General features: G+C 66.8%; 25 protein-coding genes. 12 read left to right on the top strand and 13 right to left on the bottom strand.

What is annotated here, in order from left to right:
* Positions 1-8 precede the first annotated feature (8 nt).
* Positions 9-884, top strand: a complete 876-nt coding sequence (locus DI041_RS19120; RefSeq protein WP_046983897.1) for a cytochrome c oxidase subunit 3 — start codon at positions 9-11, stop codon at positions 882-884.
* 20 nt (positions 885-904) lie between these two features.
* On the opposite strand, the gene DI041_RS19115 is transcribed toward DI041_RS19120, so the two are convergent.
* The gene (locus DI041_RS19115; protein WP_010484233.1) at positions 905-1,123 is read right to left on the bottom strand and encodes a twin transmembrane helix small protein; all 219 of its coding nucleotides are present in this window, start codon (positions 1,121-1,123) and stop codon (positions 905-907) included.
* 57 nt (positions 1,124-1,180) lie between these two features.
* Between DI041_RS19115 and DI041_RS19110 the strand changes: the two genes are divergently transcribed.
* The 5 genes from DI041_RS19110 (at position 1,181) to DI041_RS19090 (ending at position 5,602) form a co-directional block, all read left to right on the top strand.
* Positions 1,181-1,897, top strand: a complete 717-nt coding sequence (locus DI041_RS19110) for an SURF1 family protein (protein WP_136639630.1) — start codon at positions 1,181-1,183, stop codon at positions 1,895-1,897.
* A gap of 50 nt (positions 1,898-1,947) precedes the next feature.
* Entirely contained in the window at positions 1,948-2,517 is a 570-nt protein-coding gene (locus DI041_RS19105) for a hypothetical protein (protein ID WP_012509837.1), read from the top strand.
* A gap of 10 nt (positions 2,518-2,527) precedes the next feature.
* A complete protein-coding gene (locus DI041_RS19100) occupies positions 2,528-3,691 on the top strand; it encodes a COX15/CtaA family protein (protein ID WP_046983894.1) in 1,164 nt (387 codons plus the stop codon).
* Between the two features lie 4 nt (positions 3,692-3,695).
* Positions 3,696-4,589, top strand: coding sequence for a heme o synthase (gene cyoE, locus DI041_RS19095; RefSeq protein ID WP_046983893.1), 894 nt, complete (start codon positions 3,696-3,698; stop codon positions 4,587-4,589).
* Between the two features lie 191 nt (positions 4,590-4,780).
* Positions 4,781-5,602, top strand: a complete 822-nt coding sequence (locus tag DI041_RS19090; RefSeq protein ID WP_136639631.1) for an erythromycin esterase family protein — start codon at positions 4,781-4,783, stop codon at positions 5,600-5,602.
* A 119-nt stretch (positions 5,603-5,721) separates the two neighbouring features.
* Here the strand turns inward: DI041_RS19090 and DI041_RS19085 are convergent, their stop codons facing one another.
* The 6 genes from DI041_RS19085 to rpsU all read right to left on the bottom strand — a co-directional run bounded on the left by DI041_RS19085 (position 5,722) and on the right by rpsU (position 10,889).
* Positions 5,722-6,693, bottom strand: a complete 972-nt coding sequence (locus DI041_RS19085) for a bile acid:sodium symporter family protein (RefSeq protein ID WP_004138540.1) — start codon at positions 6,691-6,693, stop codon at positions 5,722-5,724.
* Positions 6,694-6,721: 28 nt separating this feature from the next.
* Positions 6,722-7,222 carry a protein tyrosine phosphatase family protein gene (locus tag DI041_RS19080; protein ID WP_136639632.1) on the bottom strand — a complete coding sequence of 167 codons (501 nt, stop codon included), beginning with the start codon at positions 7,220-7,222 and terminating at the stop codon, positions 6,722-6,724.
* A 27-nt stretch (positions 7,223-7,249) separates the two neighbouring features.
* Entirely contained in the window at positions 7,250-8,989 is a 1,740-nt protein-coding gene (dnaG, locus tag DI041_RS19075; RefSeq protein WP_046983891.1) for a DNA primase, read from the bottom strand.
* 60 nt (positions 8,990-9,049) lie between these two features.
* A complete protein-coding gene (locus DI041_RS19070; protein ID WP_046983890.1) occupies positions 9,050-9,994 on the bottom strand; it encodes a YihY/virulence factor BrkB family protein in 945 nt (314 codons plus the stop codon).
* A gap of 103 nt (positions 9,995-10,097) precedes the next feature.
* On the bottom strand, positions 10,098-10,541 hold the full coding sequence (locus tag DI041_RS19065) for a GatB/YqeY domain-containing protein (protein WP_046983889.1): 444 nt from the start codon (positions 10,539-10,541) through the stop codon (positions 10,098-10,100).
* Between the two features lie 132 nt (positions 10,542-10,673).
* Entirely contained in the window at positions 10,674-10,889 is a 216-nt protein-coding gene (gene rpsU, locus DI041_RS19060) for a 30S ribosomal protein S21 (RefSeq protein WP_002808376.1), read from the bottom strand.
* Between the two features lie 165 nt (positions 10,890-11,054).
* On the opposite strand from rpsU, the gene tsaD reads away from it, so the two are divergent.
* Positions 11,055-12,080: a tRNA (adenosine(37)-N6)-threonylcarbamoyltransferase complex transferase subunit TsaD gene (gene tsaD / locus DI041_RS19055; protein WP_136639633.1), complete on the top strand. Its 1,026-nt coding sequence runs from the start codon at positions 11,055-11,057 to the stop codon at positions 12,078-12,080.
* Positions 12,081-12,113: 33 nt separating this feature from the next.
* On the opposite strand, the gene DI041_RS19050 is transcribed toward tsaD, so the two are convergent.
* Positions 12,114-12,767, bottom strand: a complete 654-nt coding sequence (locus DI041_RS19050) for a hypothetical protein (protein ID WP_136639634.1) — start codon at positions 12,765-12,767, stop codon at positions 12,114-12,116.
* Positions 12,768-13,123: 356 nt separating this feature from the next.
* On the opposite strand from DI041_RS19050, the gene folB reads away from it, so the two are divergent.
* From folB to DI041_RS19030, 4 genes are all read left to right on the top strand, one after another.
* Positions 13,124-13,477, top strand: a complete 354-nt coding sequence (gene folB, locus DI041_RS19045; protein WP_025878255.1) for a dihydroneopterin aldolase — start codon at positions 13,124-13,126, stop codon at positions 13,475-13,477.
* Positions 13,478-13,535: 58 nt separating this feature from the next.
* Positions 13,536-14,807 carry a mechanosensitive ion channel family protein gene (locus DI041_RS19040; protein ID WP_136639635.1) on the top strand — a complete coding sequence of 424 codons (1,272 nt, stop codon included), beginning with the start codon at positions 13,536-13,538 and terminating at the stop codon, positions 14,805-14,807.
* 128 nt (positions 14,808-14,935) lie between these two features.
* Positions 14,936-17,110, top strand: coding sequence for a glycoside hydrolase family 3 N-terminal domain-containing protein (locus tag DI041_RS19035; RefSeq protein WP_136639636.1), 2,175 nt, complete (start codon positions 14,936-14,938; stop codon positions 17,108-17,110).
* A gap of 70 nt (positions 17,111-17,180) precedes the next feature.
* Complete coding sequence (locus DI041_RS19030; RefSeq protein WP_046983884.1) at positions 17,181-17,729, top strand: hypothetical protein; 549 nt, start codon at positions 17,181-17,183, stop codon at positions 17,727-17,729.
* 70 nt (positions 17,730-17,799) lie between these two features.
* Here DI041_RS19030 and DI041_RS19025 read toward each other — a convergent pair whose 3' ends face one another.
* Positions 17,800-18,966 (bottom strand): PQQ-dependent sugar dehydrogenase, encoded by a 1,167-nt coding sequence (locus DI041_RS19025; protein ID WP_136639637.1) that lies wholly within the window; start codon positions 18,964-18,966, stop codon positions 17,800-17,802.
* Between the two features lie 170 nt (positions 18,967-19,136).
* Between DI041_RS19025 and yiaA the strand changes: the two genes are divergently transcribed.
* Positions 19,137-19,589, top strand: coding sequence for an inner membrane protein YiaA (gene yiaA, locus DI041_RS19020; protein ID WP_046983882.1), 453 nt, complete (start codon positions 19,137-19,139; stop codon positions 19,587-19,589).
* A 52-nt stretch (positions 19,590-19,641) separates the two neighbouring features.
* Here yiaA and DI041_RS19015 read toward each other — a convergent pair whose 3' ends face one another.
* The 4 genes from DI041_RS19015 to DI041_RS19000 form a co-directional block, all read right to left on the bottom strand.
* Positions 19,642-19,983, bottom strand: coding sequence for a hypothetical protein (locus DI041_RS19015; RefSeq protein WP_004139052.1), 342 nt, complete (start codon positions 19,981-19,983; stop codon positions 19,642-19,644).
* A gap of 111 nt (positions 19,984-20,094) precedes the next feature.
* Complete coding sequence (locus DI041_RS19010) at positions 20,095-21,396, bottom strand: APC family permease (RefSeq protein ID WP_046983881.1); 1,302 nt, start codon at positions 21,394-21,396, stop codon at positions 20,095-20,097.
* The gene (locus DI041_RS19005; protein ID WP_046983880.1) at positions 21,393-22,154 is read right to left on the bottom strand and encodes a L,D-transpeptidase family protein; all 762 of its coding nucleotides are present in this window, start codon (positions 22,152-22,154) and stop codon (positions 21,393-21,395) included. Before DI041_RS19005 ends, DI041_RS19010 begins: the two co-directional genes overlap by 4 nt.
* A 15-nt stretch (positions 22,155-22,169) precedes the next feature.
* Complete coding sequence (locus tag DI041_RS19000) at positions 22,170-23,018, bottom strand: MurR/RpiR family transcriptional regulator (protein WP_046983879.1); 849 nt, start codon at positions 23,016-23,018, stop codon at positions 22,170-22,172.
* Between the last annotated feature and the right edge of the window lie 61 nt (positions 23,019-23,079).

Genomic DNA, 23,079 nt, shown 5'->3' with positions numbered 1-23,079 from the left:
TACCGACCATGGCCCAGACACCTACCGACGCCAACGTGTACTTCGTCCCGGCCCAGAGCAAGTGGCCGTTCGTCGGTTCCATCGCGATGATGGTGACCATGGTCGGCGTGGCCAGTTGGCTCAATGACGCCAGCTGGGGCCGCTGGACCTTCTACATCGGCGTGGCGATGTTGGTGCTGACCCTGTTCTGGTGGTTCAGCGACGTGGTGCGCGAATCGCAGGCCGGCAACTACAACCATCAGGTCGATGGGTCATTCCGGATGGGGATGATCTGGTTCATCTTCTCCGAAGTGATGTTCTTCGGTGCGTTCTTCGGCGCGCTGTTCTACACCCGCAACCTGGGCCTGTCGTGGCTCAGTGGCGAAGGCCGCGGGGTGATGACCAACGAACTGCTCTGGCAGGGCTACTCGGCGGGTTGGCCCACCAATGGCCCGGCGGCGATCGGTGGCACATTCCAGACCATTCCGGCCTGGGGCCTGCCACTGATCAATACGCTGATCCTGCTGACCTCCGGCGTGACCCTGACCATCGCCCATCACGCGCTGAAGGCCGGTAACCGCCGCCAGCTGCTGATCTGGCTGGGCCTGACCGTGGTGCTCGGCCTCGGCTTCCTGACCCTGCAGGCGGAGGAGTACATCCACGCCTACAAGGAACTGAACCTGACGCTCGGTTCGGGCATCTACGGTTCGACGTTCTTCATGCTGACAGGCTTCCACGGCGCGCACGTGCTGCTGGGCACGATCATGCTGATCGTGATGTGGCTGCGTTCGGCGAAGGGGCACTTCACCCGCGACAACCATTTCGGTTTCGAAGCCGCCGCGTGGTACTGGCACTTCGTCGACGTGGTGTGGCTGATGCTCTTCATGTTCGTCTACGTGCTTTGACCGAGCACGTATCGGTGGCCTCAGCCGCCGATGCCGTGCGGTTTGATCCAGCCCATGTAGATGCTCACGATCACCAGTACGATCAAGGCCACCGACACCCCGATGCGGCGTGTCAGTGCGTTGACCGTGCGCTTGGTCTGGCCGCGGTCGACCAGCAGGTAATACAGGCCGGCGCCCAGATTCCAGACGATGACGATCAGAAACGCGATTACCAGCAGGGTCTTCAGCGAATCACTCATGCGCGGCTCGAGGGCAGGGTGGATGCGCCTATCTGACCGCGTTTGCGCGGACTTGTCATGATGCGCCAGCACACGCGCGCGATCGGATGGCTGTTGGCGGTGCTGGCGATGGCCGGTTTCAGCGCATTGGGGCTGTGGCAACTGCAGCGCATGCATGCCAAACAGGCAATGTTGGATGCGCAGGGTCCAGCTGTGGCACAGGCGTTGCCGCTGTCGCAGGCACTCGCGGCCCCCGGCGCGTTGCACGGTGTGGCCGACCATGGCCGCTTCCTGCCCGGCGTGGTGCTGCTGGACAACCAGACCCGGCATGGCCGCGCCGGGGTGAAGATCTATCGCCCGTTCCGCAGTGACCAAGGCAGCGTGCTGCTGGTCGATCTGGGGTGGCGCGCGCTGCCGCCGGATCGCACGCTGCCGGATGTGCCGGCACCCCCTTCGCCAGTGGCCGTGCGCGGGCTGTTGGCGCCGCCGCCGTCAGCGGGACTGGCACTGGGGCCCGCGTTCTCCGCTACCGATGAGGCCGGGCGTTGGCTGGTCAGCCGCTTGCCCGCCAAGGGTCTCGCGCAGGCGCTTGGCCTGCCGGCATTGCCCGACCGCGTCCTGCGGCTGGATCCGGCGCTGCCCTTCGGCGACGAACGCGATATGGACCTGCTGCCGAACACGCTGCCGCCGCAGCGCCACCTGGGCTACGCCGTGCAGTGGTTCGGGCTGGCCCTTACCGTGCTGGTGGTTGCGCTGGTGCTGGAGCGGCGCAGGAGACGGCCCGTTGCCCGGTAGTGCCGGCCGCTGGCCGGCATCCCTTTCCCAACCATGAGAAAATGACCCGCATGAACACTGCTACGTCCCCGCAGGCGCGCGGCTCCGGCCGCCGGACCCTGGTGCTGCTGTTTGCCGTGTTCTTCGGGGCGATGGCGCTGGCCGCCGTGCTGCGCTTCACCGGCTGGCAGCCGACCGGGCACCGCAATGCCGGCCAACTGCTGAAGCCGCCGGTCGACCTGCGGCAGCAGGCTCCGGCCCTGGCCAATGGCCAACCCTACCCCTGGAACCCCGAGGCGCGTACCTGGCGTCTGCTGGTGGCGCCGGCCGGGGCCTGCGATGCGCAGTGCGTCACTTTGTCGCAGGGACTGGGCAAGGTGTGGCAGCTGTTCGGCCATAACGCCGATAATGTCGAGATTCTGTGGCTGGGAACGCCACCGGCGTCGATCGCCTCGCTGCCCGCGTTGCGGCCGCTGGCTCCGTCGCCAGCCCTGCGCGCGGCGTTGCCGGGCGTCGATGATCCGGCGGGCCTGCCGGTCTACGTGATCGATCCGAACGGCTTCGTGATCATGCGTCATGCCCCGGGCAGCGACCTCGGTGGCCTGCGCAAGGACATGGCCACGTTGCTGAAACTGAAGTGAGTCCTGTTTGATGAGCCTTTCCGCGCGTCCGGCGCTGCACCGCAATTTCCACCGCCTGGCGTGGTTCGCCATGATCATGACTGCGAGCACGATCATGTTCGGTGCGTTCGTGCGCCTGTCCGATGCCGGCCTGAGCTGCCCGGACTGGCCGACCTGCTATGGCCAGGCCACCTGGCCGCAACACGTGGAAGAGACCATTGGCCACCCGGCGGCGGAGATCCGTCCGCTGGAAACACACAAGGCCTGGCGTGAGCAGGTGCACCGCTTCCTGGCTGGCGCGCTCGGCATCGAGATCCTGACCCTGGCCCTGCTGGCCACGCGCAAGCGGCGTTTCGGAAGCACGGCGGTGGTGACCGCCTGCGTGCTGGTGGCCGCCGGCATACCGCTGTACATGATGGGCTGGCATTGGACGGCCAGCGCCCTGGCGCTGATCGGCGAGGCGATCCTGCTGATCGCCGCGCTGCGCTGGAGCAACATCGACCTGGCGCGTGCTGCGTTGCTGACGCTGGCAGTGGTGATCTTCCAGGCCCTGCTGGGCATGTGGACGGTGACCCTGCTGCTGAAGCCGGTGGTGGTGATGGGCCATCTGCTGGGCGGCATGCTGATGTTCGGCCTGCTGGTGTGGATGGCGTGGCGCGCCACGCACATGCCGATCACCCTGGCCGAAGCACCGAAGCTGAAGTGGCTGCTGCGCATCGGCGTGGCGGTGCTGGTCACCCAGATCGCACTGGGGGGTTGGGTCAGCGCCAACTACGCGGCGCTGGCCTGCGGCGGCGGCAGTGCCTCGCTGGACAACTTCCCGCGCTGCGCCAACCAGTGGTGGCCGCAGCACAATTTCGTCGAGGGCTTCACCCTGTGGCGCGGTATCGGTGTGGACTACGAAGGCGGCGTGCTGGATGGCGCTTCGCGTATCGCCATCCAGATGGCGCACCGCATGTTCGCGGTGGTGGTGGCCGTCTACCTGCTGTGGCTGGGCGTGCGCCTGTTCCGGGTGCCGAGCATGCGTGGCTGGGCCAGCGCGCTGATCGCGCTGCTGGTGCTGCAGGTCACCCTCGGCATCCTCAATGTAAAGCTGGCGCTGCCGCTGGAAGTGGCGGTGGCCCACAACGGCGTGGCCGTTGCCCTGTTGTTCGTGCTGGTCAGCCTGCTGGCCCGCCTGCGTGCCCCGGACTGATTCCATGTTTTCCAATTACCGCCAGTACTGGGACCTGACCAAGCCCAAGGTCGTCGCCCTCATTGTTTTCACTGCCCTGGTCGGCATGGTCCTGGCCATCCCCGGAGTGCCCAGCTGGGAGCAGGTGCGCGCCGGCGTGCTCGGCTTCCTCGGCATCTGGCTGGCGGCGTCGGCCGCGGCCGCGATCAACCAGCTGCTGGATGCGCACATCGATGCGCAGATGGCACGTACCTCGTGGCGGCCGCTGGTGGTGGGCAAGGTCAAGCCGTGGCAGGTGCTGGTGTTCGCCAGCGTGCTGATCGTGCTGTCGATGGTGATCCTGGTGCTGTGGGTGAACCTGATCACCGCGGTGCTGACCTTCGCTTCGCTGATCGGTTATGCGGTGATCTACACCGTCTACCTGAAACGTGCGACCTCGCAGAACATCGTCATCGGTGGCCTGGCCGGCGCGATGCCGCCGATGCTGGGCTGGGCCGCGGTAACCGGCATGCAGGGTTCGTCGGACTGGGCGTACTCGTCGCTGCTGGTGCTGATCATCTTCATCTGGACGCCGCCGCACTTCTGGGCGCTGGCGATCTTCCGCCGCGAGGATTACGCCAAGGCGGAAATTCCGATGCTGCCGGTGACCCACGGCGTGGTGCACACCCGCAAACAGATCATGGCGTATTCGGTGGTGCTGGCACTGGTCTGCCTGCTGCCGTACCTGGTGGGCATGAGCGGCGCGTTCTACCTGGGCGGCGCGATCGTGCTCAACGCCGTGTTCCTCTGGTACGCCTGGCGCATGCTGGACCCGCCGGACGAGCTGTTCTCGATGAAGATGTTCTATTACTCCATCGTCTACCTGATGGCGCTGTTCGCCTTCCTGCTGGTGGATCACTGGATCCTGCCCTGGTTGTAACCTCGGGGTCCGATCCCCGAAGGGGCTCTGACCCCGTCTGATCCATGGCGCCAATCCACTGTAGAGCCGAGCCCATGCTCGGCTGAGGGTCGGTTGGAAGAGCAGCCGAGCATGGGCTCGGCTCTACACTTGATCTCTTCCAGTGGCGTCGCCATTGCTGTTCCTGACCCCAAGGAAAGGATGGAGCAGGGATGCATTCGATCTTCCGCTGGATCGCTGCGCTGCTGCTGGCGCTGGGCATGGCCTTCAATGCGCATGCCGACGACACCGTCGCGCAGATCCGCCAGTACGCAGGTGACCACCGCCTGCTGGTACTAGGCGAGTTCCACGGTACCCGTGAGACACCGCTGCTGATCCGGGAGCTGGTGGAGGCCTACGCGGCCGACGGCGCACCGGTGCGGTTGGCTTTGGAGCTGCCGACTGACGAGAACGCCGCGCTGGCGACCTATATGGCGTCTGCCGGCACGGCCGAGGCGCGCGCTGTATTGCATGGCACAACGTATTGGAACGTCCGCAGCCGGATGCATGATGGCCGTCGCAGCGAAGACATGCTCGACCTGATCGAAGCGGCACGCGTGCTGCGCACCCAGGGGCGCGACGTGCAGGTGTTCGGCGTCGACCGCGTGCTTCCCGCCGAAATGGCCGGCACCGGCGCGCGTGACCGGCTGATGGCCGAAGAAGTACGGTCACGTGCTCAGGCGCTGCCGAAGAACGGGCGGCTGCTGGTGCTGACCGGCAACGTGCATGGCATGCGCACGCAGCCGAAGATGATTGCGTACCCGCCAATGACCGCACTGCTGAAGGATCTGGACCTTTACAACGTGCGTATCGAGGCGCGTGGCGGGGAAGGCTGGGGGTGTACAGCCGTTCAGCGCTGCGGAGCACGTCAGCTGGGCAGTCATGAAGGTGCATCGCCCAGACTGGATACCGACGCTGGCCGTAGCTACGACCTGTGGGTGTGGCTGCCGCGCTTCAGTGTGGCGCGGCTGCTGGACAGCGATTCGAGCTGGTGATCATCCACGCATGGCGTGGATCTACTCTGGATCACGGGCATCAGCCGAGCATAGGCCCGGCTCTACAGTAGATCCACGCCACGCGTGGATGTTTCTTCCGCAGCAACCCGCGCGTCGGGTCAGGGCTTGCGCCGCGCATACCGCTGCGCGATCACGCCGCAGACGATCAGCTGGATCTGGTGGTAGATCATCACCGGCAGCACGATGGCGCCGAGGCTGCCACCCGCAAACAACACCTTGGCGATCGGCACACCCGTGGCCAGGCTCTTCTTCGAGCCGCAGAACACGATGGCGATTTCATCTTCGCGGTTGAAGTGCAGGCGGCGGGCGAGGAAGGTGATCAGCGGCATGGCGATGCCGAGCAGCACGGCGGCCACCACGGCCACCGCGAACAGGGACAACAGTGGCGTCTTGCTCCACAGCCCTTCGGTCACCGCTTCGCCGAACGCGGAGTACACCACCAGCAGGATGGTGGCCTGGTCGGTGTAGCGCAGCAGCGCGCGCTGCTTCTCCACCCAGCCGGCGATCCACGGCCGCAGCAGGTGGCCGGCCACGAACGGCACCAGCAGCTGCAGCATGATGCCGCCGATGGCGTGCAGCGGGTCGTGCACGCCGCCGGAGGTGCCGGCCAGCGCGGTCAGCAGCAGCGGCGTCAGGAACACGCCAAGGATGCTCGACAGCGAGGCGCTGCACACCGCGGCAGGCACGTTGCCGCGTGCCATCGAGGTGAACGCGATGGACGACTGTACGGTGGAGGGCAGGGTGCACAGGAACAGCACACCCAGATACAGCTCCGGGGTCAGCAGCCAGCCCGACAGCGGCTTGAACAGCAGGCCCAGCAGCGGGAACAGGATGAACGTGCAGGCCAGGATGGTCAGGTGCAGCCGCCAGTGCAGCATGCCGCCGATGATCGACTCGCGGGGCAGGCGCGCGCCATGCAGGAAGAACAGCGCGGCGATGGCGACGGTGGTGACATCGTCGAGGACGATGGCGGCGGCGCCCTTCATCGGCAGCAGCGAGGCCAGGCCGACGGTGCACAGCAGGGCGAGGGTGAAGTTGTCCGGTCGCAGGCGCGACCACCAGCGGGTCATGGTGGGCAGGGTCCTTGGTGCGGAGGGTTCAGGGCGAGGTGACCGGTGTGGCCAGGCGCTGGCGGGTAGCGGCTTCCAGCGACTTCAGGCCGGCGCGCTGGCCGAGCTGCAGTGCCTGTTCTGGGCTGGCGTGTTCGTAGCGTGCGTTGACCAGGGCGAGCACGGCGCCGGCGCGGTTGCCGGAGGCGCAGTGCAGCAGCACCGGTCCCTGGCTCTGCTGCAGGGCCCGGTGCACGGCGCGCACGTTGACTGCATCGAGGCCGTCGGCGCCGGCCACCGGAATGCGTACATAGCGCAGGCCCAGTGATTCGGCCACGCGCGTTTCATCGAAGCCGCGGTCTTCGCCGGGCTGGCGCAGGTCGATCACGGTGCGCACGCCCTGCGCGGCCAAGGCCTGCAGCTGTGCGGCGCTGGGTTGGCCACCTGCATACAGGCCGGGGCGAACTTCGTTGAGGGGCGCGTCTTCAGCCCAGGCCACCAGCGGCAGGCAGAGCGACAACAACAGCAGGCAGGTCAGGCGCAGCAGCATGGTCCTCTCCGTGAAAACGTTCTGCCGCTACAGGCGCAGTCCGGCGCGGGCCTTCAGCAGCTCGCGCAGTTCGTACTTGTCAGTATCGTCCAGGCCCTGCTGGCGCTGCTTTGCCAACAACTCTTCCAGACGTTGCACCAGCAGCTGTTTCTCCAGCTGGGCGACGGCATCGTGCAGTTCCTGGGTCCACATCGCGTCGTCGCCGGGCATCGTCTGCGCGGCCAGTGTGTGCAGTGATGCCTGCTCCTCACGCCCGTCGAAGTGCTCCAGCAGGGCGCCGGTGCTGATGTCCGGTCGCTGCTCGACCAGCCCCAGCAGCTCCAGCAGCAGCTCCACGCCGGGCAGGCGCAGGCCCTGGAAGTGGTGCTTGCCGCCCAGCGTCAGCGCCAGCGAGGGCTGCTGCAGCAGCACGGCGATCGCGCCGCGCACCAGGCTGCGCTTGGCCACCGGCTGGATCGTTCGCGAGGGCTGGCGCTGCGGCAACGGCGCGCGCGCGGCCTGGGCGTTGCCGCCGAGCCCGGTCAGCTGCGCCAGCTGCTGCTTCATCAGGTCGCCGAACGCACCGTCGGGAATCTGCGCCAGCATCGGCTTGGCACGCTCGGCCAGGCGCGCCTTGCCATCGAGCGTGCCCAGGTTGACCTCGCGGGTGAGCTCGTCGAAGAAGAACTGCGACAGCGGCGTGGCCTGCTTCAGGCGTTCGTTGAACGCCTCGGCGCCTTCCTTGCGCACGATGGTGTCCGGGTCCTCGCCATCGGGCAGGAACAGGAAGAAGGCCTGGCGGCCATCCTTCATGCGCGGCAGCACCGACTCCAGCGCCTTCCAGCCGGCGCGGCGGCCGGCGGCGTCGCCGTCGAAGCAGAAGAACACGTCCGGCGCGTTGCGGAACAGCAGTTCGGCATGGTCCGGCGTGGTTGCAGTACCCAGTGTTGCCACCGCCTGGGTGACCCCGAACTGGAACAGCGAGACCACGTCCATGTAGCCCTCGACCACGATCAGCCGCTCGATCTTCTGGTTGGCCTGGCGCACCTGCCACAGGCCGTACAGTTCGCGGCCCTTGTGGAACAGCGCGGTCTCGGGCGAGTTGAGGTACTTGGGGCCGTCGTCCTTCTCGAACACGCGGCCGCCGAAGGCGATCACCCGGCCGCGGCGGTCGAAGATCGGGAACATCACCCGGTCGCGGAACTTGTCGTAGACGTGGCCGCGGTCGTTCTTGGAGAACAGGCCGGCGCGGTCGAGCAGCTTCATGCGCCGCTCGTCCTTGCCCAGCGCATCGCGCAGGCCGCTGTAGCCATCCGGCGCATAGCCGATCTGGAAGCGGGCGCGGTTCTCTTCGTCCACGCCACGGCCATCCAGGTAGCTGCGTGCCTTTTCGCTGCCCTGCAGGTTGCTCTGGAAGAACTTCGTGGCCGCCTCAAGCGCCGAATACAGCTCGCGACTGTCGTCCTGCTGCTGGGGGCTGCGCGGGTTCTCGCTGCGGGGCACTTCCATGCCGGCGCGCTTGGCCAGTTCATCCACCGCGTCGAGGAATTCGAGGCGGTCGTAGTTCATCAGGAAGCTGATCGCGGTGCCGTGCGCGCCGCAACCGAAGCAGTGATAGAACTGCTTGGTGGGCGAGACCGTGAACGACGCCGAGCGCTCGTCATGGAATGGGCAGCGCGCTGCGTATTCCTTGCCCTGTCGCTTCAACGGCACGCGGCTGCCCACCACCTCGACGATGTCGGAGCGGGCGAGCAGGTCGTCGATGAAAGCGTCGGGGATACGGGCCATGGGCAACAGAACGGGGCGCGGCCGCCAGGGCGCGCAGCAGGGGCGGCAGGTTCCCCTAGTTTACTCGCTGGCGATGCCGGGGCTGGCCTGTTCGGACTCGACCCCAGCCCTGGCCAGTTGCGCCCGTGCATGCTGGCGTTCGTCGATCACCGCGGTCATCAGCGCGCCGACGAAGAACACGGCGGTGGCGTAGTAGATCCAGACCAGCGAGATCACCAGCGCGCCCATCGAACCGTAGGCACTGCCCGGGGCCACGGTGGCGATGTAGACGCCGATGCCATAGCGGCCGAGGGTGAACAGCACCGAGGTGATGGCGCCGCCGATGAAGGCCTGCCGCCAGGCCACGCGGCGGTCCGGCAGGTAGTGGTAGAGGAAGGCGAAGGCCAGCGTGTACAGCAGCAGCGAGGTGAGGTAGCCGATTGCCGGCAGTACCGAGGGCAGTTGCGCGAACACCACCTGCAGCGCAGTGGTGGCGGTCATCGACAGGATCAGCAGGAAGCCCAGTGCCAGCACCACGCCGAACGAGAACACGCGCTTGCGCAGCCAGGCCTTGATGCCTTCCAGACGCTGGCCGCTGGTGTGGAAGATCCGGTTCAGCGCGTTCTGCAGCTGGGCGAACACGGCGGTGGCGCCGATGAACAGCAGCAGCGTGCTCCACAGCCCGGCCAATGAACCGACGCTGGGCTGGCTGTTGGCGTTGTGCAGCACGGTGTCGGCAACACTGGCCACGCTGCTGCCGGCCACTGAACCGATCTGGCTGATCAGCGTCTGTTGTGCAGGTGGGTACAGCGAGGCGGTCAGCCACAGCAGCAGCACCAGCAGCGGTGCCATCGACAGCAGGGCGTAGAAGGAGACCGAGGCGGCCTGGGTCAGCACGTCGATTTCGACGAAGCGCTTGGCGACGGCCATCGGGAAGCTGTCCTGCAGGCGGTCAGCGTAGTGGCGAAGCCGTGCGGGAATGCCGTGGGGACGCGTGTCGGCGGGGGAGTGCGATTGCTCGACCATGGGGATGTTGTAGCAGCCGGGGGTCGAAGGTGCGGTGAAGCGGGTGCATCAATGGGGTCAGAACCCTTCCGCGATGCGAAAGGGATCCGACCCCGGCAATGGCTTACGCCAGCTGCTGCTTGACCAGCTTGGAGACCAGGCCCATGTCGGCCTGGCCAGCGAGCTTGGGCTTCAGTGCGCCCATCAGCTTGCCCATGTCGGCCGGACCGGAAGCGCCGGTTTCGGCGATGGCGGCCTGGATCGCGGCGACGATCTCGGCTTCGCCCATCTTGGCCGGGAGGTAGGCTTCGATGACCACGATCTCGGCGCGCTCGATCTCGGCCAGGTCTTCGCGGTTGGCGGCTTCGAACTGGCTGACCGAGTCCTTGCGCTGTTTGACCATCTTGTCGAGCACGGCGATCACGGCGGTGTCATCCAGCTCGATGCGCTCGTCCACTTCGCGCTGCTTGATGGCGGCGTTGATCAGGCGGATCACGCCCAGCTTGTGCTTCTCGCCCGCCTTCATGGCGGCCTTCATGTCTTCGGTGAGCTGCAGCTTCATGCTCATGAGGAACCTCGTGGTGGTGGTGGGGCGGGGCGGATGCCCGAACCCGGAAACGCAAAAAGCCGGCGACGCTCGCGCGTGCCGGCTTCGGCTCCATCGCGACAGGCAAGCCCATCGCAATGAAGATGCGTCCGATCAGTACAGGCGCTGACGCTTGGTAACGTCGCGCGACGAGCGGCGCAGCTGACGCTTCACAGCAGCGGCGGCCTTGCGCTTGCGCTCCTGGGTCGGCTTTTCGTAGAACTCGCGCTTGCGGGTTTCGGCCAGCACACCGGCCTTTTCGCAAGTGCGCTTGAAGCGGCGAAGAGCAAACTCGAAGGGCTCGTTCTCGCGGACTTTGACGCTGGGCATGGAATCTCCGGGACACAGTAGAACCGGGTCACGCCCGGCGAGCCGCACATTATAGCGGCGAATAGACAAACTGCAAGCGGCCAACCCTGAATACGGGCCAGAGGTTCGAAAGCAGTGAGACCTGCGCGTCCCCGAGGGGGCGGCAGGGGCGTCATAATAGCAGGCATGCGAGTCCTTGGCATCGAATCTTCCTGTGATGAGACCGGCGTGGCGGTGTATGACACCGACCTGGCCGGCAGCGCGGCCCTGCGCGCCCATGCGGTCTACAGCCAGATCGCCCTGCACGCCGAATACGGTGGTGTGGTGCCCGAACTGGCCAGCCGCGACCACGTCCGCAAGCTGCTGCCGCTGGTGCGCCAGACCCTGGCCGAAGCCGGCCTGGGTGTAGGTGATATCGACGGCGTGGCCTATACGGCCGGTCCCGGCCTGGTTGGCGCGCTGCTGGTCGGTGCGGGTGTGGCCCGCTCGCTGGCCTGGGCGCTGGAGGTACCGGCGGTGGGCGTACACCATATGGAAGGCCACCTGCTGGCCCCGCTGATGGAAGACGACCCGCCGCAGGCGCCGTTCGTGGCGCTGCTGGTGTCCGGTGGCCATACCCAGCTGGTGGCGGTGGATGCGATCGGCCAGTACCGCCTTCTGGGCGAGACCCTGGACGATGCGGCCGGCGAGGCCTTCGACAAGACCGCCAAGATGATGGGCCTGCCCTATCCGGGCGGTCCGCAGCTGGCCAGGCTGGCCGAGCAGGGTACGCCGGGTGTCTACCGCTTCGCGCGGCCGATGACCGACCGCCCGGGGTTGGATTTCAGCTTCTCCGGCCTGAAGACCCAGGTCCTGATGGCCTGGCGCGACAGCGATCAGAGCGAACAGACCCGTGCCGACATCGCCCGCGGCTTTGAAGATGCCGTGGTCGAGACTCTGTCGATCAAGTGCGAGCGCGCGCTGGAAGCGGCCGGGACCAACGTGATCGTGGTGGCTGGCGGCGTCGGCGCCAACAAGCGCCTGCGCGCACGCCTGCAGCAGATGGCCGAGCGCCTTGGCGGCCGTGCCTGCTTCCCGCGGCCGGCGTTGTGCACCGACAACGGCGCGATGATCGCCTTCGCCGGCGCGCTGCGCCTGCAGGCCGGCCAGCACAGCCCGCCAAAGGTCGAGGTTACCCCGCGCTGGGACATGGCGACCCTGCCGGCGGTCTGAGCCCGTAGCGCCGGGCCACGCCCGGCGAACACATTACGGACGCCCTGCCAACGGCGACGCCGCCAACACCGTTGTCGCCCGCTCATGGCGCTGCAGCCAGCCCAGCGTATGCGGGCAGCGGGCATGGATCAGCCGCCCGATCGCCGCCAGGTCGGCGCCGATGTCGCGCTCGAGGATGGGCTCGTGGTGCGCGATGCGGTTGCGCAGGAGGCGGATGCGCCCGATGTCTGCGTGGATGTTCGTGCGAACCACGCTGAGAGCATTCTGTGGCGCGTTCGGCAACGCAATCTTCAAGCCCCGCGTCCAGATGGCTCCCTCGAAGCGCCGCGTGAAAAGTTGCTGCCAGAACGCGAAGCGAAGGCTGGCGATGATCTCCTGAGTGTCCATCCGACGATCTGCCTGTCTATGGATATCCTGCAAGGCCGACAACGCGCCATCTGCTGGCATCCGCTGCAGCAGTGCAGGATGCCAAGGCCAGCGCGGCCCATAGGCATGCGCCAGCGCCGCGGCCACCGCGTTGCGGATTACGATTTCACAGACGTGCAGGGGGGATAGCAGCGCGCCGCACATCTGCATGTTCCATACGTAAAGCGAGGCGGCATCCAAAGAGTGCCGGTCCGCGATACGTTTGTACGTCGCCCATCGTGGGCGTGACAGCGCTGCCTGCAGTATTCGTTGCTCTCTCATCAAATACGGACCACATGGCGGATCACCAGCCTGCGCTGGTTGCCGCTGGCGTGATATCGGGCAACGCCGCTGCGTCAGACAGCAGAATTCCTCTATCACCTTGAGCTTCCACCAACATGTCGCGACTGACTCTGGACCGTAGAGGGAATGAACGTCATGATCTGCATCGTGTGCTCCGGGACTCGCGGCTGGATTCCAGCTCCCCCCGGGGACGTTGAGAGGTACCAAAGGGCCCCGCTAGCAGGGCCCTTTGTCTTTTCTGGAGCCGCGTCCCTACCGGCCACCCGCCGCCCGTTCCGGGCAGGCTCACCGCCGTGCCGTTACCATGGCCCCCTGTATTCGGGCTGGTAAGCGCAATGGACAAGGTTTTCATCGAGGGGCTGACGATCGACGCCCTGATCGGCATCTACGATTGGGAACGACGGATCCGCCAGGACCTGGTGTTCGACCTGGAGATGGGCTTCGACAACCGTCGTCCTGCGGCCTCCGACGACATCGCTCACACCCTGAACTACAAGGCGGTCAGCAAGCGCCTGGAGCAGTTCGTGCGTGAGTCGGAATTCGGCCTGGTCGAAACCCTGGCCGAGCGCTGCGCGCAGATCGTGCTGGACGAATTCGACGTGAAGTGGCTGCGCCTGAAGCTGAGCAAGCCGGGCGCGGTGCGCGGCGCGCGCGCGGTCGGCGTGATCATCGAACGTTCGCGGGACTGACCCGGTAGTGCCGGCCGCTGGCCGGCAACCTCAACGGCAATGACGAAGGAGACAACTGATGGTGGACGCGGTGGTGGCGGTACAGTGGCTGGAACGGCTGCAGAACACACTGGAACCCTATCCTGGCGCCTACCTGGCGTTGATGATCTCGGCGCTGCTGATCGCAGCCGGCCTGGCCAACTGGGTGACCAAGCGCATCCTGGTGCGTGGTCTGCGGCGCCTGCTGCAGCGCCTGCCGGGCGCCGAGTCCGGGCGTGGCAGCCACCTGATGCGGGTCATCTCGCGCCTGTCCAACGTGGTGCCCAGCCAGGTGATCGCCTCGGGCATCACCCTCATCCCCGACCTGCCGCCCGGCCTGGTCAACGTGATCATCAAGCTGTGCATCGTGTGGGCCGTGCTGACGGTCTCGATGGCGTTTTCGCATGCGCTGGACGCGGCCAACAGCCTGTACGAGCGCAAGCCCGATGCGCGCAACAAGCCGATCAAGGGCTACCTGCAGGTGGTCAAGATCGTGGTGTTCGTGGCCGCCGGCCTGTCCATCATCGCGACCCTGCTGGGGGTGAAGCTGGGCCCGCTGGTGACCGGCCTGGGCGCGGCTACGGCGGTGCTGATGCTGATCTTCCAGGACACCATCCTGTCGCTGGTGGCCAGCGTGCAGATCAGTGGCGATGGCCGCGTGCGCATCGGCGACTGGATCGAGATGCCCAGCCAGAACGCCGACGGCGATGTGATCGACATCGCGCTGCACACCATCACCGTGCAGAACTTCGACAAGACCATCACCACCATCCCGACCAAGAAGCTGGTGACCGAGTCGTTCAAGAACTGGCGCGGCATGCAGGAGGCCGGTGGCCGCCGCATCAAGCGCGCGCTGTACCTGGACCAGCACAGCGTCGGATTCCTGGACGAGGGCGACCTGGCCTTCCTCGGCCAGTTCGCGCTGCTGCGTGATTACCTGCAGGACAAGGAACAGGAGCTGGGGCAGTGGAACGGACGCCTGCGCGAGCAGGGCGTGGCCGAGGTCAACAGCCGCCGGGTGACCAACCTGGGTACCTTCCGTGCCTATGTGGAGCGCTACCTGCGCAGCCACCCGGGCATCCATACCGACATGACCCTGCTGGTACGGCAGCTGCAGCCGACCACCGAAGGCCTGCCGCTGGAGCTGTACTGCTTCACCCGCAGCACCGCCTGGGGTGAATACGAGGCGGTGCAGTCGGACATCTTCGACCACCTGCTGGCGATCCTGCCGGCCTTCGGCCTGCGGGTGTTCCAGGCCTCCAGCGACGCCATGTTGATGGCCGGGCAGCGCCAGTTGGCCGGCTCGGAGTAAGCTGCGATGCCTCCGGCGGGGCCATACGGACCCCGCTGGTGGCTGAAACTGAATGAAAAAACCTCTCGCCAAATCGCCCGGGATCGCTAGAATGCCGGGCTTGTAAACGTTTTCATCAAGGACTGCCGGTGGCCTCCGATCGCATCGAATCCCTCATTGCCCAGATGACCGTCGAGGAAAAGGTCGGCCAGCTGGGTGTCTTCGCGGACATGGTCCGCCCGTTCGCCCCGGACGTGAACCCGGAAGCCAACGTGCGCAATGCCGACCAGGTGCTGCAGCAGGTGCGCGAGGGCAAGGTCGGCTCGCTGTTCAATGGTGTGGGCGCCGAGCTGGGCCGCCGCATCCAGCAGGTCGCCACCGAAGAGAGCCGCCTGGGCATCCCGGTGATCCTGGCTGCTGACGTCATCCACGGCATGCGCACCGTGTTCCCGATTCCGCTGGGCGAGGCCGCCAGCTTCGAGCCGGACCTGGCCGAGCGCACCGCGCGCGCCACCGCCGTCGAAGCCACTGCCGCCGGCCTGCACTGGACCTACGCACCGGCCGTGGACATCGCGCGCGACCAGCGCTGGGGCCGTGGTGCCGAAGGTGCCGGTGAGGACGTGGTGCTGGGCTGTGCATTCGCCGCCGCCCGCGTGCGCGGCTTCCAGGGCAGCGACCTGCGCGCCGACGATTCGTTGCTGGCCACGCCCAAGCACTTCGCCGCCTACGGCGCGGTGATGGCCGGCATGGAATACAACATGGTGGACATCTCGCCGCAGACCCTGCGCGACGTGCACCTGCCACCGTTCAAGGCCGCCTTCGACGCCGGCGCGATCACCGTGATGTCTTCGTTCAACGACATCAACGGCGTGCCGGCCAGCGCCAACGCCGAGCTGCTGACCGACATCCTGCGCGGTGAGTGGAAGTTCCCGGGCGTGGTGATCTCCGATTACACCGCCGACATGGAACTGGTCGCGCACGGCTATGCCGCCGACGACCGCGATGCCACCGCCAAGGCGTTCACTGCTGGCCTCGACCTGAGCATGCAGAGCGGCTTCTATGCCGAGCACCTGCCGGGCCTGGTCGAGAGCGGCGAGGTGCCGATGGCGGTGCTGGATGAAGGCGTGCGCCGCATCCTGTGGCTGAAGGAAACCATCGGCCTGTTCGACGATCCGTACCGTTCGCTGGACCCGGCGCGCGAAGCCGACACCTCGCATATCGCCGACCATGACGAACTCTCGCGCGATGCGGCGCGTCGCTCGATCGTGCTGCTGAACAACCGCGACAACGTGCTGCCGTTGCAGAAGACCGGGCAGAAGATCGCCCTGATCGGCCCGTTCGTGCAGGACCGCGAAAACATCGAGGGCTGCTGGACGCTGTTTGGCGACAAGCAGCGTTACGTGGACCTGGAAACCGGCGTGCGTGCCGCCATCAGCGACGAAGCGCTGCTGGAGATCGTGCCAGGCTGCGAACTGGAAGTGGCCATCCCCGGTGGCACCGAAGCGGCCGTGGCCGCTGCGCTGCGCGCCGACGTGGTGGTGCTGGCGCTGGGCGAGCCGCAGCGTTACAGCGGCGAAGCGCAGTCGCGCGTCGAGATCACCCTGCCGCCGGCACAGCAGGCGCTGGCCGAGGCCGTGGCGATGACTGGCAAGCCGCTGGTGGTGCTGCTGCGCAATGGCCGCGCGCTGGCCCTGCAGGGCGCCGTGCGTAATGCGCAGGCGGTGGCGGTGACCTGGTACCTGGGCACGCAGACCGGCCATGCCGTGGCCGATGTGCTGTTCGGCGATTACAGCCCGTCGGGCCGCCTCCCGGTCAGCTTCCCGCAGGTGTCGGGCCAGCAGCCGTACTTCTACAACCACCCGCGTACCGGTCGGCCGGAACTGCCGACCATGTCGGAGTTCAAGGCGCGCTGGCGCGAGATTCCGAACGAGCCGCTGTATCCGTTCGGGCATGGCATCGGCTACACCACCTTCGCCTACGGCGCGCCGCAGCTGAGCGCAGCCCAGCTGGGCTGGGATGAGACCCTGACCCTCACCACCACGCTGACCAACAGCGGTGATGTGGCCGGTGAAGAAGTGGTGCAGCTGTACATCCACGACCGCGTGGCCAGCCGCGTGCGTCCGGTGCGCGAGCTGAAGGACTTCCGCAAGGTGGCACTGCAGCCGGGCGAGTCCACCGAGGTGGTGTTCACCCTGACCCGCGAGCAGTTGGCGTTCACCGGCCGCGATGGCGTGCTGCGTGCCGAGCCGGGCCTGTTCGACGTGTGGGTGTGCGCGTCTTCGGCCGCCGGTGAAGCGGTGCAGTTCGAGCTGCTGAAGGGCTGATCGCGGGGTGGTAGCGCCGGGCATGGCCCGGCGCTACCATCGGCATCCTTGAACCGATGGATGCCCGCGCATGCGCATGATCGCTGTGTTGATTCCCGCCCTGTTGCTGGCGGCCTGTTCGCAGCCGGCGCCGCCGGCCGAGCCTGCGGTGGATGCACCGCCGCCGATGGAGGCCAGTGCTGCAGCGACGCCTGCGGCTGAACCTGCCAAGCCTGCCGCCGAACCCGCCTCAACTGCACCCACCGCTACGGATGAGCCTGCGGCGGATGCGCGTGCGCGCATTGAAACCCTGCTCGGCGATGCCGCGCAGTACGAGAAGGTGTTCAACACGTTCAAGACCGCGGTGATCGGCGGTGATCGCGCTGCCGTGGTCGAGGAAGTGCGCTTCCCGTTGAACATCAGCGGTGGAAAGAAGATCACCGGTCCCGGTGAGTTCCAGCGCAACTACGAGAAGATCATCACCCCGGCGGTGGTCAAGGCGGTGTCCGAGCAGGACTTCAGCAAGGTCTTCGTCAACCAGCAGGGCGTGATGATCGGCGATGGGCAGGTGTGGTTGAACGGCCAGTGCCTGGACCAGGCCTGCACGAAGACCGAGGTGAAGGTCATCACCATTCAATGAACGCAGACGGCCCCGCGTGCGGGGCCGTTGCAGACAAACGTGCCGGCCAGCGGCCGGCACTACCACCCTGTCAGGTCTTCGGGGTGAGCTTCAGCAGACGCGCCTTGTTGCCGTCTTCCAGCAGCCACAGTGCGCCATCCGGGCCCTGTTCCACTTCACGGATGCGTTCGCCCATGTTGAAGCGTTCGGCTTCGCGCGCGCTGTCGCCATCGAAGGCCACACGTACCAGCGAGGTGGATGACAGGCCGCCGATGAAGCCGCTGCCCTTCCACTGCGGGAACAGGTTGCCGCTGTAGATGACGAAGCCGGCCGGCGAGATCACCGGCGTCCAGGTCACCTTCGGGGCGGCGAATTCCGGGCGGGTGCTGTGGTCGGGAATCGGGCGGCCGTCGTAATGGTCACCATTGGAGACGATCGGGTAGCCGTAGTTGGCGCCGCGCACGATCAGGTTCAGTTCGTCGCCACCGGCCGGGCCCATCTCGTGCGCCCACAGCTTGCCGTTGGCGTCGAAGGCCATGCCGAGGATGTTGCGGTGGCCCAGCGACCACACCTGCGCGGCAACACCGCCCTGCGAGGCGAACGGGTTGTCGGCGGGCAGGCTGCCGTCGTCGTTGAGGCGGATGATCTTGCCGAGATTGCCGCCCATGTCCTGTGCCGGATCGAACTTCTGCCGTTCACTGGAACTGATCCACAGCTTGCCGTCCGGGCCGAAGACGAGGCGGTGGCCGTAGTGGCCCTCGCCGCTGACCTTGGGCGTCTGTCGCCAGATCACCTTCAGGTCCTTCAGCTCACCGCCACCCTTGGCATCCAGCGCCAGCGTGGCGCGTGCGACGGCAGCGCCACGGGTGTCCAGCGTGCCCTCTTCGGCATAGCTGAAGTAAATGACGTGGTTGCGGGCGAACTGCGGATGCAGGATCACATCGCCGAAACCGCCTTGGCCACCATAGGCGACCTTGGGCACACCGGTGATTTCATGCTTCTGGCCACTGGCCAGGTCCAGATGCTGCAGCTTGCCGCGCTTTTCGGTCACCAGCAGGCTGCCATCGGGCAGGAACGTCATTGCCCACGGCTGGTCGAAACGACTGATTTCGGTGGCGGTGAACGGTCGCTGGTCGGCAGCGTCTGTGCTGGCGGCGGCAGCCTTCTGCCCACTGGCATCGGGGCCGGCGGCACTGCAGGCCGTGGTGGCGAGGATCGGCAACAGGCCGAGGGCGAGCAGCAGGGGCGTGCGGGTCATGGGTATCTCCAGCGGAAGGGGATGCGGATGGCCAGGCTCTCCCTTGTATACCACCGGGGCGGTGACGGTCCTGGCCCGAAGGTCCTGTTTCCCCCTGTGCGGCGGCGGCGGGATCGTCTAGGGTGGGTTCGCCCGGGCAAAGCATGCCCGCCTGACTGCAAGGAACCGCAATGAACGCACCGATCATCCATCGACCCTCGCCGGCCTTCATTGCCGCCTCCTGGGTGGCCCTGCTGCTCGGCGCGGTGGCCTACCTGGTAGGCCTGTTCAATGCGGAGATGCCGCTGAACGAGAAGGGCTACTACCTAACCCTGCTCCTGTTTGGCCTGTTCGCAGCGGTGTCGCTGCAGAAGAGCGTGCGCGACCGTGTCGAGGGAATTCCGGTGAGTGGCCTGTATTACGCGCTGTGCTGGTTCGCATTGCTGTCTGCGCTGCTGCTGCTTCTGGTTGGCCTGTGGAACGCGACTCTGGTGCTGAGCGAGAAGGGCTTCTATGGCATGGCCTTCGCGCTGTCGCTGTTCGGCGCGGTGGCGGTGCAGAAGAACACTCGTGATCTGATCGCCGCCGGTGACGGTGAAAGCAAGCGCAGTGCGGGCGTGCCGCCGCTGCCGGAACAGGATTGACAAACGACCGGTAGCGCCGGGCCATGCCCGGCGCTACCGGCATCCGATCAAGTCAGGTGCCGCGAGGCACGCCCTTGTCCAGCCGCTGGTCGAGATTGATCGCTTCCTCCCAGCCTCGGCGTACGGCATTGCGGGCCTGCGCCCACTCCAGCCGGCTCTTGCCACGTTCGCTGGCCCAGCGTGATTCCAGTTCGCCTTCCATTTCCTCGTAGGCGCGGATCATGTCCTGCGCGCGGGCCGAGTGGCCAATACGGTAGGCTGGTTCGTAGTCGTCGAAGAACAGCTGATCGTCATAGTACGGTTCAGAGGTGTAGCGCTCGCGCCAGTAGTTGCTGACCGCGTCGCGCGGGGTGCTGTCGTCCGGCACGCGGCCGGGAATCTGGTAGTCGGTCATGGAAGGGCTCCGTGGTGGACGAAGCCTGATCGTGCCTGCGCGGCGGTTAACGGCCCGGTCCGGCAGCGTGATCGTCAGATCAATCCGCCGGGCATGGCCCGGCGCTACCGATCACCCGGCGTCGGCATCCTTTCGCGGCAACTTGTAGATCACCGCGCCGATGGCGAAGGCGACCAGCGCGGCGGCGATGTTCTGCCAGCTGGCACTGGCGAACAGGGCCAGGCACAGCAACAGCGCCAGCACCGGAATCAGCGGGCCACCGGGCAGCTTCAGCGCACCGGGGCGGTCGGCGTAGCGTTTGGCCAACACCAGTACTGCGGCGGCAGTACCGATGTAGGCGAACAGGCGCGTGGTCATCGACAGCAGCGCCAGCTGCACGAATGACCCCGACAGCGCCAGCCCGAGCGCGATCAGGCCCTGGCACAGGATCGATGCGGCCGGTGTATGGAAGCGCGGATGCACCTGCGCCAGGATCTTCGGCCCGTAGCCATCGCGCGCCAGCGCGAACAGGAAGCGCGGGCCCATCATCATCGTGTTGCTGTTGGTGCCGAGGATGGAAATGGTCGCGCCCACGGTCAGGATCAGCGCGAGTGCCTCACCACCGAAGCCGGCGGCGGCGTCAGCCAGCGGCGTGGCCGAGCTGGACAGCCCGGCCAGCGTGCCCTGCGCCACCACCTGCACCGCTCCATAGATGACGGTGACGGTGATGATCATGGTGATCAGTGCGAACGGAATATCGCGGCGTGGGTTGCGGTACTCGCCGGCCGCAGCCGGGATGTTCTCGAAGCCCGCGTAGGCGTACAGCAGCAGCAAGGCGGCTTCACCCATGCGCTGCAGGTCGTGCGGGTCCGGGCGCTGGCCGGAGAACACCAGCTGCGGATCGATGTAGAACGCGCCGATGGCCACGAACAGCAGCAGCGGCAGCATCTTGCCGATCACCAGCACCACGCCGGTCCGCGCGGCCGAGCGCACGCCGATGATGTTGACGCCGGTGAGGAAACCCAGCGATACCACGATCACCGCGATGCGGCCCATGCCGGCGCCGGCCCACGGCCAGAAGCGTGCCACCGCATCGGCCAGCGCGTTGCTCAATGCGGCCGCCGAGCTGATGCGGGTCAGCCAGATCATCCAGCCGATCTCGAACCCGGCGAAACGGCCGAACGCCTCGCGGGCATACAGGTAGCTGCCACCGGGCTCATCGAAGTAGCTGGCGGCCTGCGCATAGCACAGCACCAGCAACGCAACGACGATGCCGGCGGCGACCACGCCCCACAGGCTGAAGGGGCCGAGCAGGGCGACGGTGGCGGCCGGCAACAGGTAGATGCCGCTGCCGATCACGTCGTTGATCGACAGGCCGACGATCTGCCAGCGGCTGACCGCGCGCTGCAGCTGCGGTTCGTCCGGGGTGCTCAACGGGCGTCTCCGCTCAGTGCGGGCAGCTGCCACTGTGCCTGCAGGCGCTTGTACTCGGCGCGCGGCAGCAGCACGAAGCGCGGCGTATCCTGCGGCCGCAGCCAGTCCAGCAGCGCCTGCATGCGCGGCTGCGGCATGGCGGTGCAGCCGGCCGTGGCTTCACGGGGCGCGCGCCATAGATGGGCGAAGATGCAGCTGCCCTTGCCGGGCTGGTTGTCCGGGTTGTGGGCAATCACGAAGCCTTCCTGGTAACGCACGTCGCCCTTGTTGTGCAGGTCCAGCCGCATCGGCTCGGTGGAGCCCTTGATCGCGGCGCTGCCGACCTTCTTCGCATCGACGATGCGGTTGTAGAACGGTGAACCGGGCACATCCATGCAGTAGCTGCTTTCGAGCATGGGTTGGTAGGCCATCGCGGTGCCGGGACGGGTGATGGCATAGCCGAAGGCGCTGCCGAGCGCGAACACGCCGGCCGGGCTGCGGCCATCGCCTTCCTGCTTCTGCGGGCCATCGCCCTGTGCCGGATGCAGGCCCAGGCCCCACGCGCTGCCGGTACGGCCGAGCGCGACCGGGAAGGCTTGCCCGTGCGCGTGCCAGCCCTTGCCGTCGCGTACATAGGCCTGCAGCTGCCCCTGGGTGCTGTCCCAGTTGTCGCTGGTAACCACGATCAGCTGGCGTGCACCATCGAGCGGCGCGGCGTGGACGGACACCGCAGCGGCAAGCAGCAGCGCAGTGGTGGCGAGGCGGGCCAGCGATTTCATCAACGTGCGCTCCGGTCAGGAATCCAGCAGGTGGTCGATCCGCTCCAGGTTCACCGCCAGTTGCTGCTGGCGGTCCGGATTGGCGTGGCAGAGCAGCACGAACAGGAAATCGAGCAGCGCGTGCATGGCGCTACGGTACAGCAGCTGCGCGACCTGCGGCGTCCGGTCGTGCGCGCACACCGCCAGCGCGGCATCAGCATGCGCGCGCAGCGGGTTGGCGGTGTGGCGGGTAATGGAAATCACCTTGCCGCCCATGTCCTGGAACTGCCGCGACAGCTGCGAGAGCTGGGGCAGGTTGCCGAACTCGGAGAACATCAACAGCGCGTCACCCGGGCGTGCCGCTGACAGATTGGCCAGCATCAGGATCGGGTCGGTATGTGGCACCACCAGCAGCCCGAGCAGCGACAGCCGCATGGCGAACTCACGCGCGTACAGGCCGTCATCACCCAGGCCGTACACGAACAGCTTCGGTGCCCCATCGAGCAGCTGCACGATGCGCTCGATCTCCTCTCGGGGATTGGCCTGGCGGGTTTCCTCCTCGGCCAGAGCCTTGCTGCGGCGCAGGGCGTCGCCCAGGCGCAGGTAGTCATCGCCGCTGTCGGGTTCGCTGGGCGCCTGTTGCGGGTCGGCACCCGCGCGGGCCACGTCCTGGCCGATCGAATACTTCAGGTCCGGGTAGCCCTTGAAGCCGAGTTTCTGGCTGAACTTGACCACGCTGGACTGGCTGATGCCGAGCGCACTGGCCAGCTGCTGCGAGGAGTAGTCGCGCAGCAGGTGCGCGTTGTCGAGGATGAAGTCGGCGATGCGGCGCTCGATGGCCGACATCTGCCCGCGCTCGGTGCGGATTTTCAGCAGGGGCGGCATGCGGGGCGTCCGGGCATGGATAGGCGCGTTGCGGTTGGCAGCGTAGAGCAGATTATGTGGT

It is taken from the genome of Stenotrophomonas maltophilia, from assembly GCF_004920835.1.
In the GTDB taxonomy this organism is placed as follows: domain Bacteria; phylum Pseudomonadota; class Gammaproteobacteria; order Xanthomonadales; family Xanthomonadaceae; genus Stenotrophomonas; species Stenotrophomonas maltophilia_AQ.
Note: the sequence above shows the minus strand (reverse complement) of the source record. Positions and strands in the feature narration are given on the sequence as shown.

Coding starts and splice junctions, on each gene's coding strand:
- DI041_RS19120 (WP_046983897.1), top strand. CDS start 9: ATGGCCCAGACACCTACCGACGCCAACGTGTACTTCGTCCCGGCCCAG.
- DI041_RS19115 (WP_010484233.1), bottom strand. CDS start 1,123: ATGAGTGATTCGCTGAAGACCCTGCTGGTAATCGCGTTTCTGATCGTC.
- DI041_RS19110 (WP_136639630.1), top strand. CDS start 1,181: ATGATGCGCCAGCACACGCGCGCGATCGGATGGCTGTTGGCGGTGCTG.
- DI041_RS19105 (WP_012509837.1), top strand. CDS start 1,948: ATGAACACTGCTACGTCCCCGCAGGCGCGCGGCTCCGGCCGCCGGACC.
- DI041_RS19100 (WP_046983894.1), top strand. CDS start 2,528: ATGAGCCTTTCCGCGCGTCCGGCGCTGCACCGCAATTTCCACCGCCTG.
- cyoE (WP_046983893.1), top strand. CDS start 3,696: ATGTTTTCCAATTACCGCCAGTACTGGGACCTGACCAAGCCCAAGGTC.
- DI041_RS19090 (WP_136639631.1), top strand. CDS start 4,781: ATGCATTCGATCTTCCGCTGGATCGCTGCGCTGCTGCTGGCGCTGGGC.
- DI041_RS19085 (WP_004138540.1), bottom strand. CDS start 6,693: ATGACCCGCTGGTGGTCGCGCCTGCGACCGGACAACTTCACCCTCGCC.
- DI041_RS19080 (WP_136639632.1), bottom strand. CDS start 7,222: ATGCTGCTGCGCCTGACCTGCCTGCTGTTGTTGTCGCTCTGCCTGCCG.
- dnaG (WP_046983891.1), bottom strand. CDS start 8,989: ATGGCCCGTATCCCCGACGCTTTCATCGACGACCTGCTCGCCCGCTCC.
- DI041_RS19070 (WP_046983890.1), bottom strand. CDS start 9,994: ATGGTCGAGCAATCGCACTCCCCCGCCGACACGCGTCCCCACGGCATT.
- DI041_RS19065 (WP_046983889.1), bottom strand. CDS start 10,541: ATGAGCATGAAGCTGCAGCTCACCGAAGACATGAAGGCCGCCATGAAG.
- rpsU (WP_002808376.1), bottom strand. CDS start 10,889: ATGCCCAGCGTCAAAGTCCGCGAGAACGAGCCCTTCGAGTTTGCTCTT.
- tsaD (WP_136639633.1), top strand. CDS start 11,055: ATGCGAGTCCTTGGCATCGAATCTTCCTGTGATGAGACCGGCGTGGCG.
- DI041_RS19050 (WP_136639634.1), bottom strand. CDS start 12,767: ATGAGAGAGCAACGAATACTGCAGGCAGCGCTGTCACGCCCACGATGG.
- folB (WP_025878255.1), top strand. CDS start 13,124: ATGGACAAGGTTTTCATCGAGGGGCTGACGATCGACGCCCTGATCGGC.
- DI041_RS19040 (WP_136639635.1), top strand. CDS start 13,536: ATGGTGGACGCGGTGGTGGCGGTACAGTGGCTGGAACGGCTGCAGAAC.
- DI041_RS19030 (WP_046983884.1), top strand. CDS start 17,181: ATGCGCATGATCGCTGTGTTGATTCCCGCCCTGTTGCTGGCGGCCTGT.
- DI041_RS19025 (WP_136639637.1), bottom strand. CDS start 18,966: ATGACCCGCACGCCCCTGCTGCTCGCCCTCGGCCTGTTGCCGATCCTC.
- yiaA (WP_046983882.1), top strand. CDS start 19,137: ATGAACGCACCGATCATCCATCGACCCTCGCCGGCCTTCATTGCCGCC.
- DI041_RS19015 (WP_004139052.1), bottom strand. CDS start 19,983: ATGACCGACTACCAGATTCCCGGCCGCGTGCCGGACGACAGCACCCCG.
- DI041_RS19005 (WP_046983880.1), bottom strand. CDS start 22,154: ATGAAATCGCTGGCCCGCCTCGCCACCACTGCGCTGCTGCTTGCCGCT.
- DI041_RS19000 (WP_046983879.1), bottom strand. CDS start 23,018: ATGCCGCCCCTGCTGAAAATCCGCACCGAGCGCGGGCAGATGTCGGCC.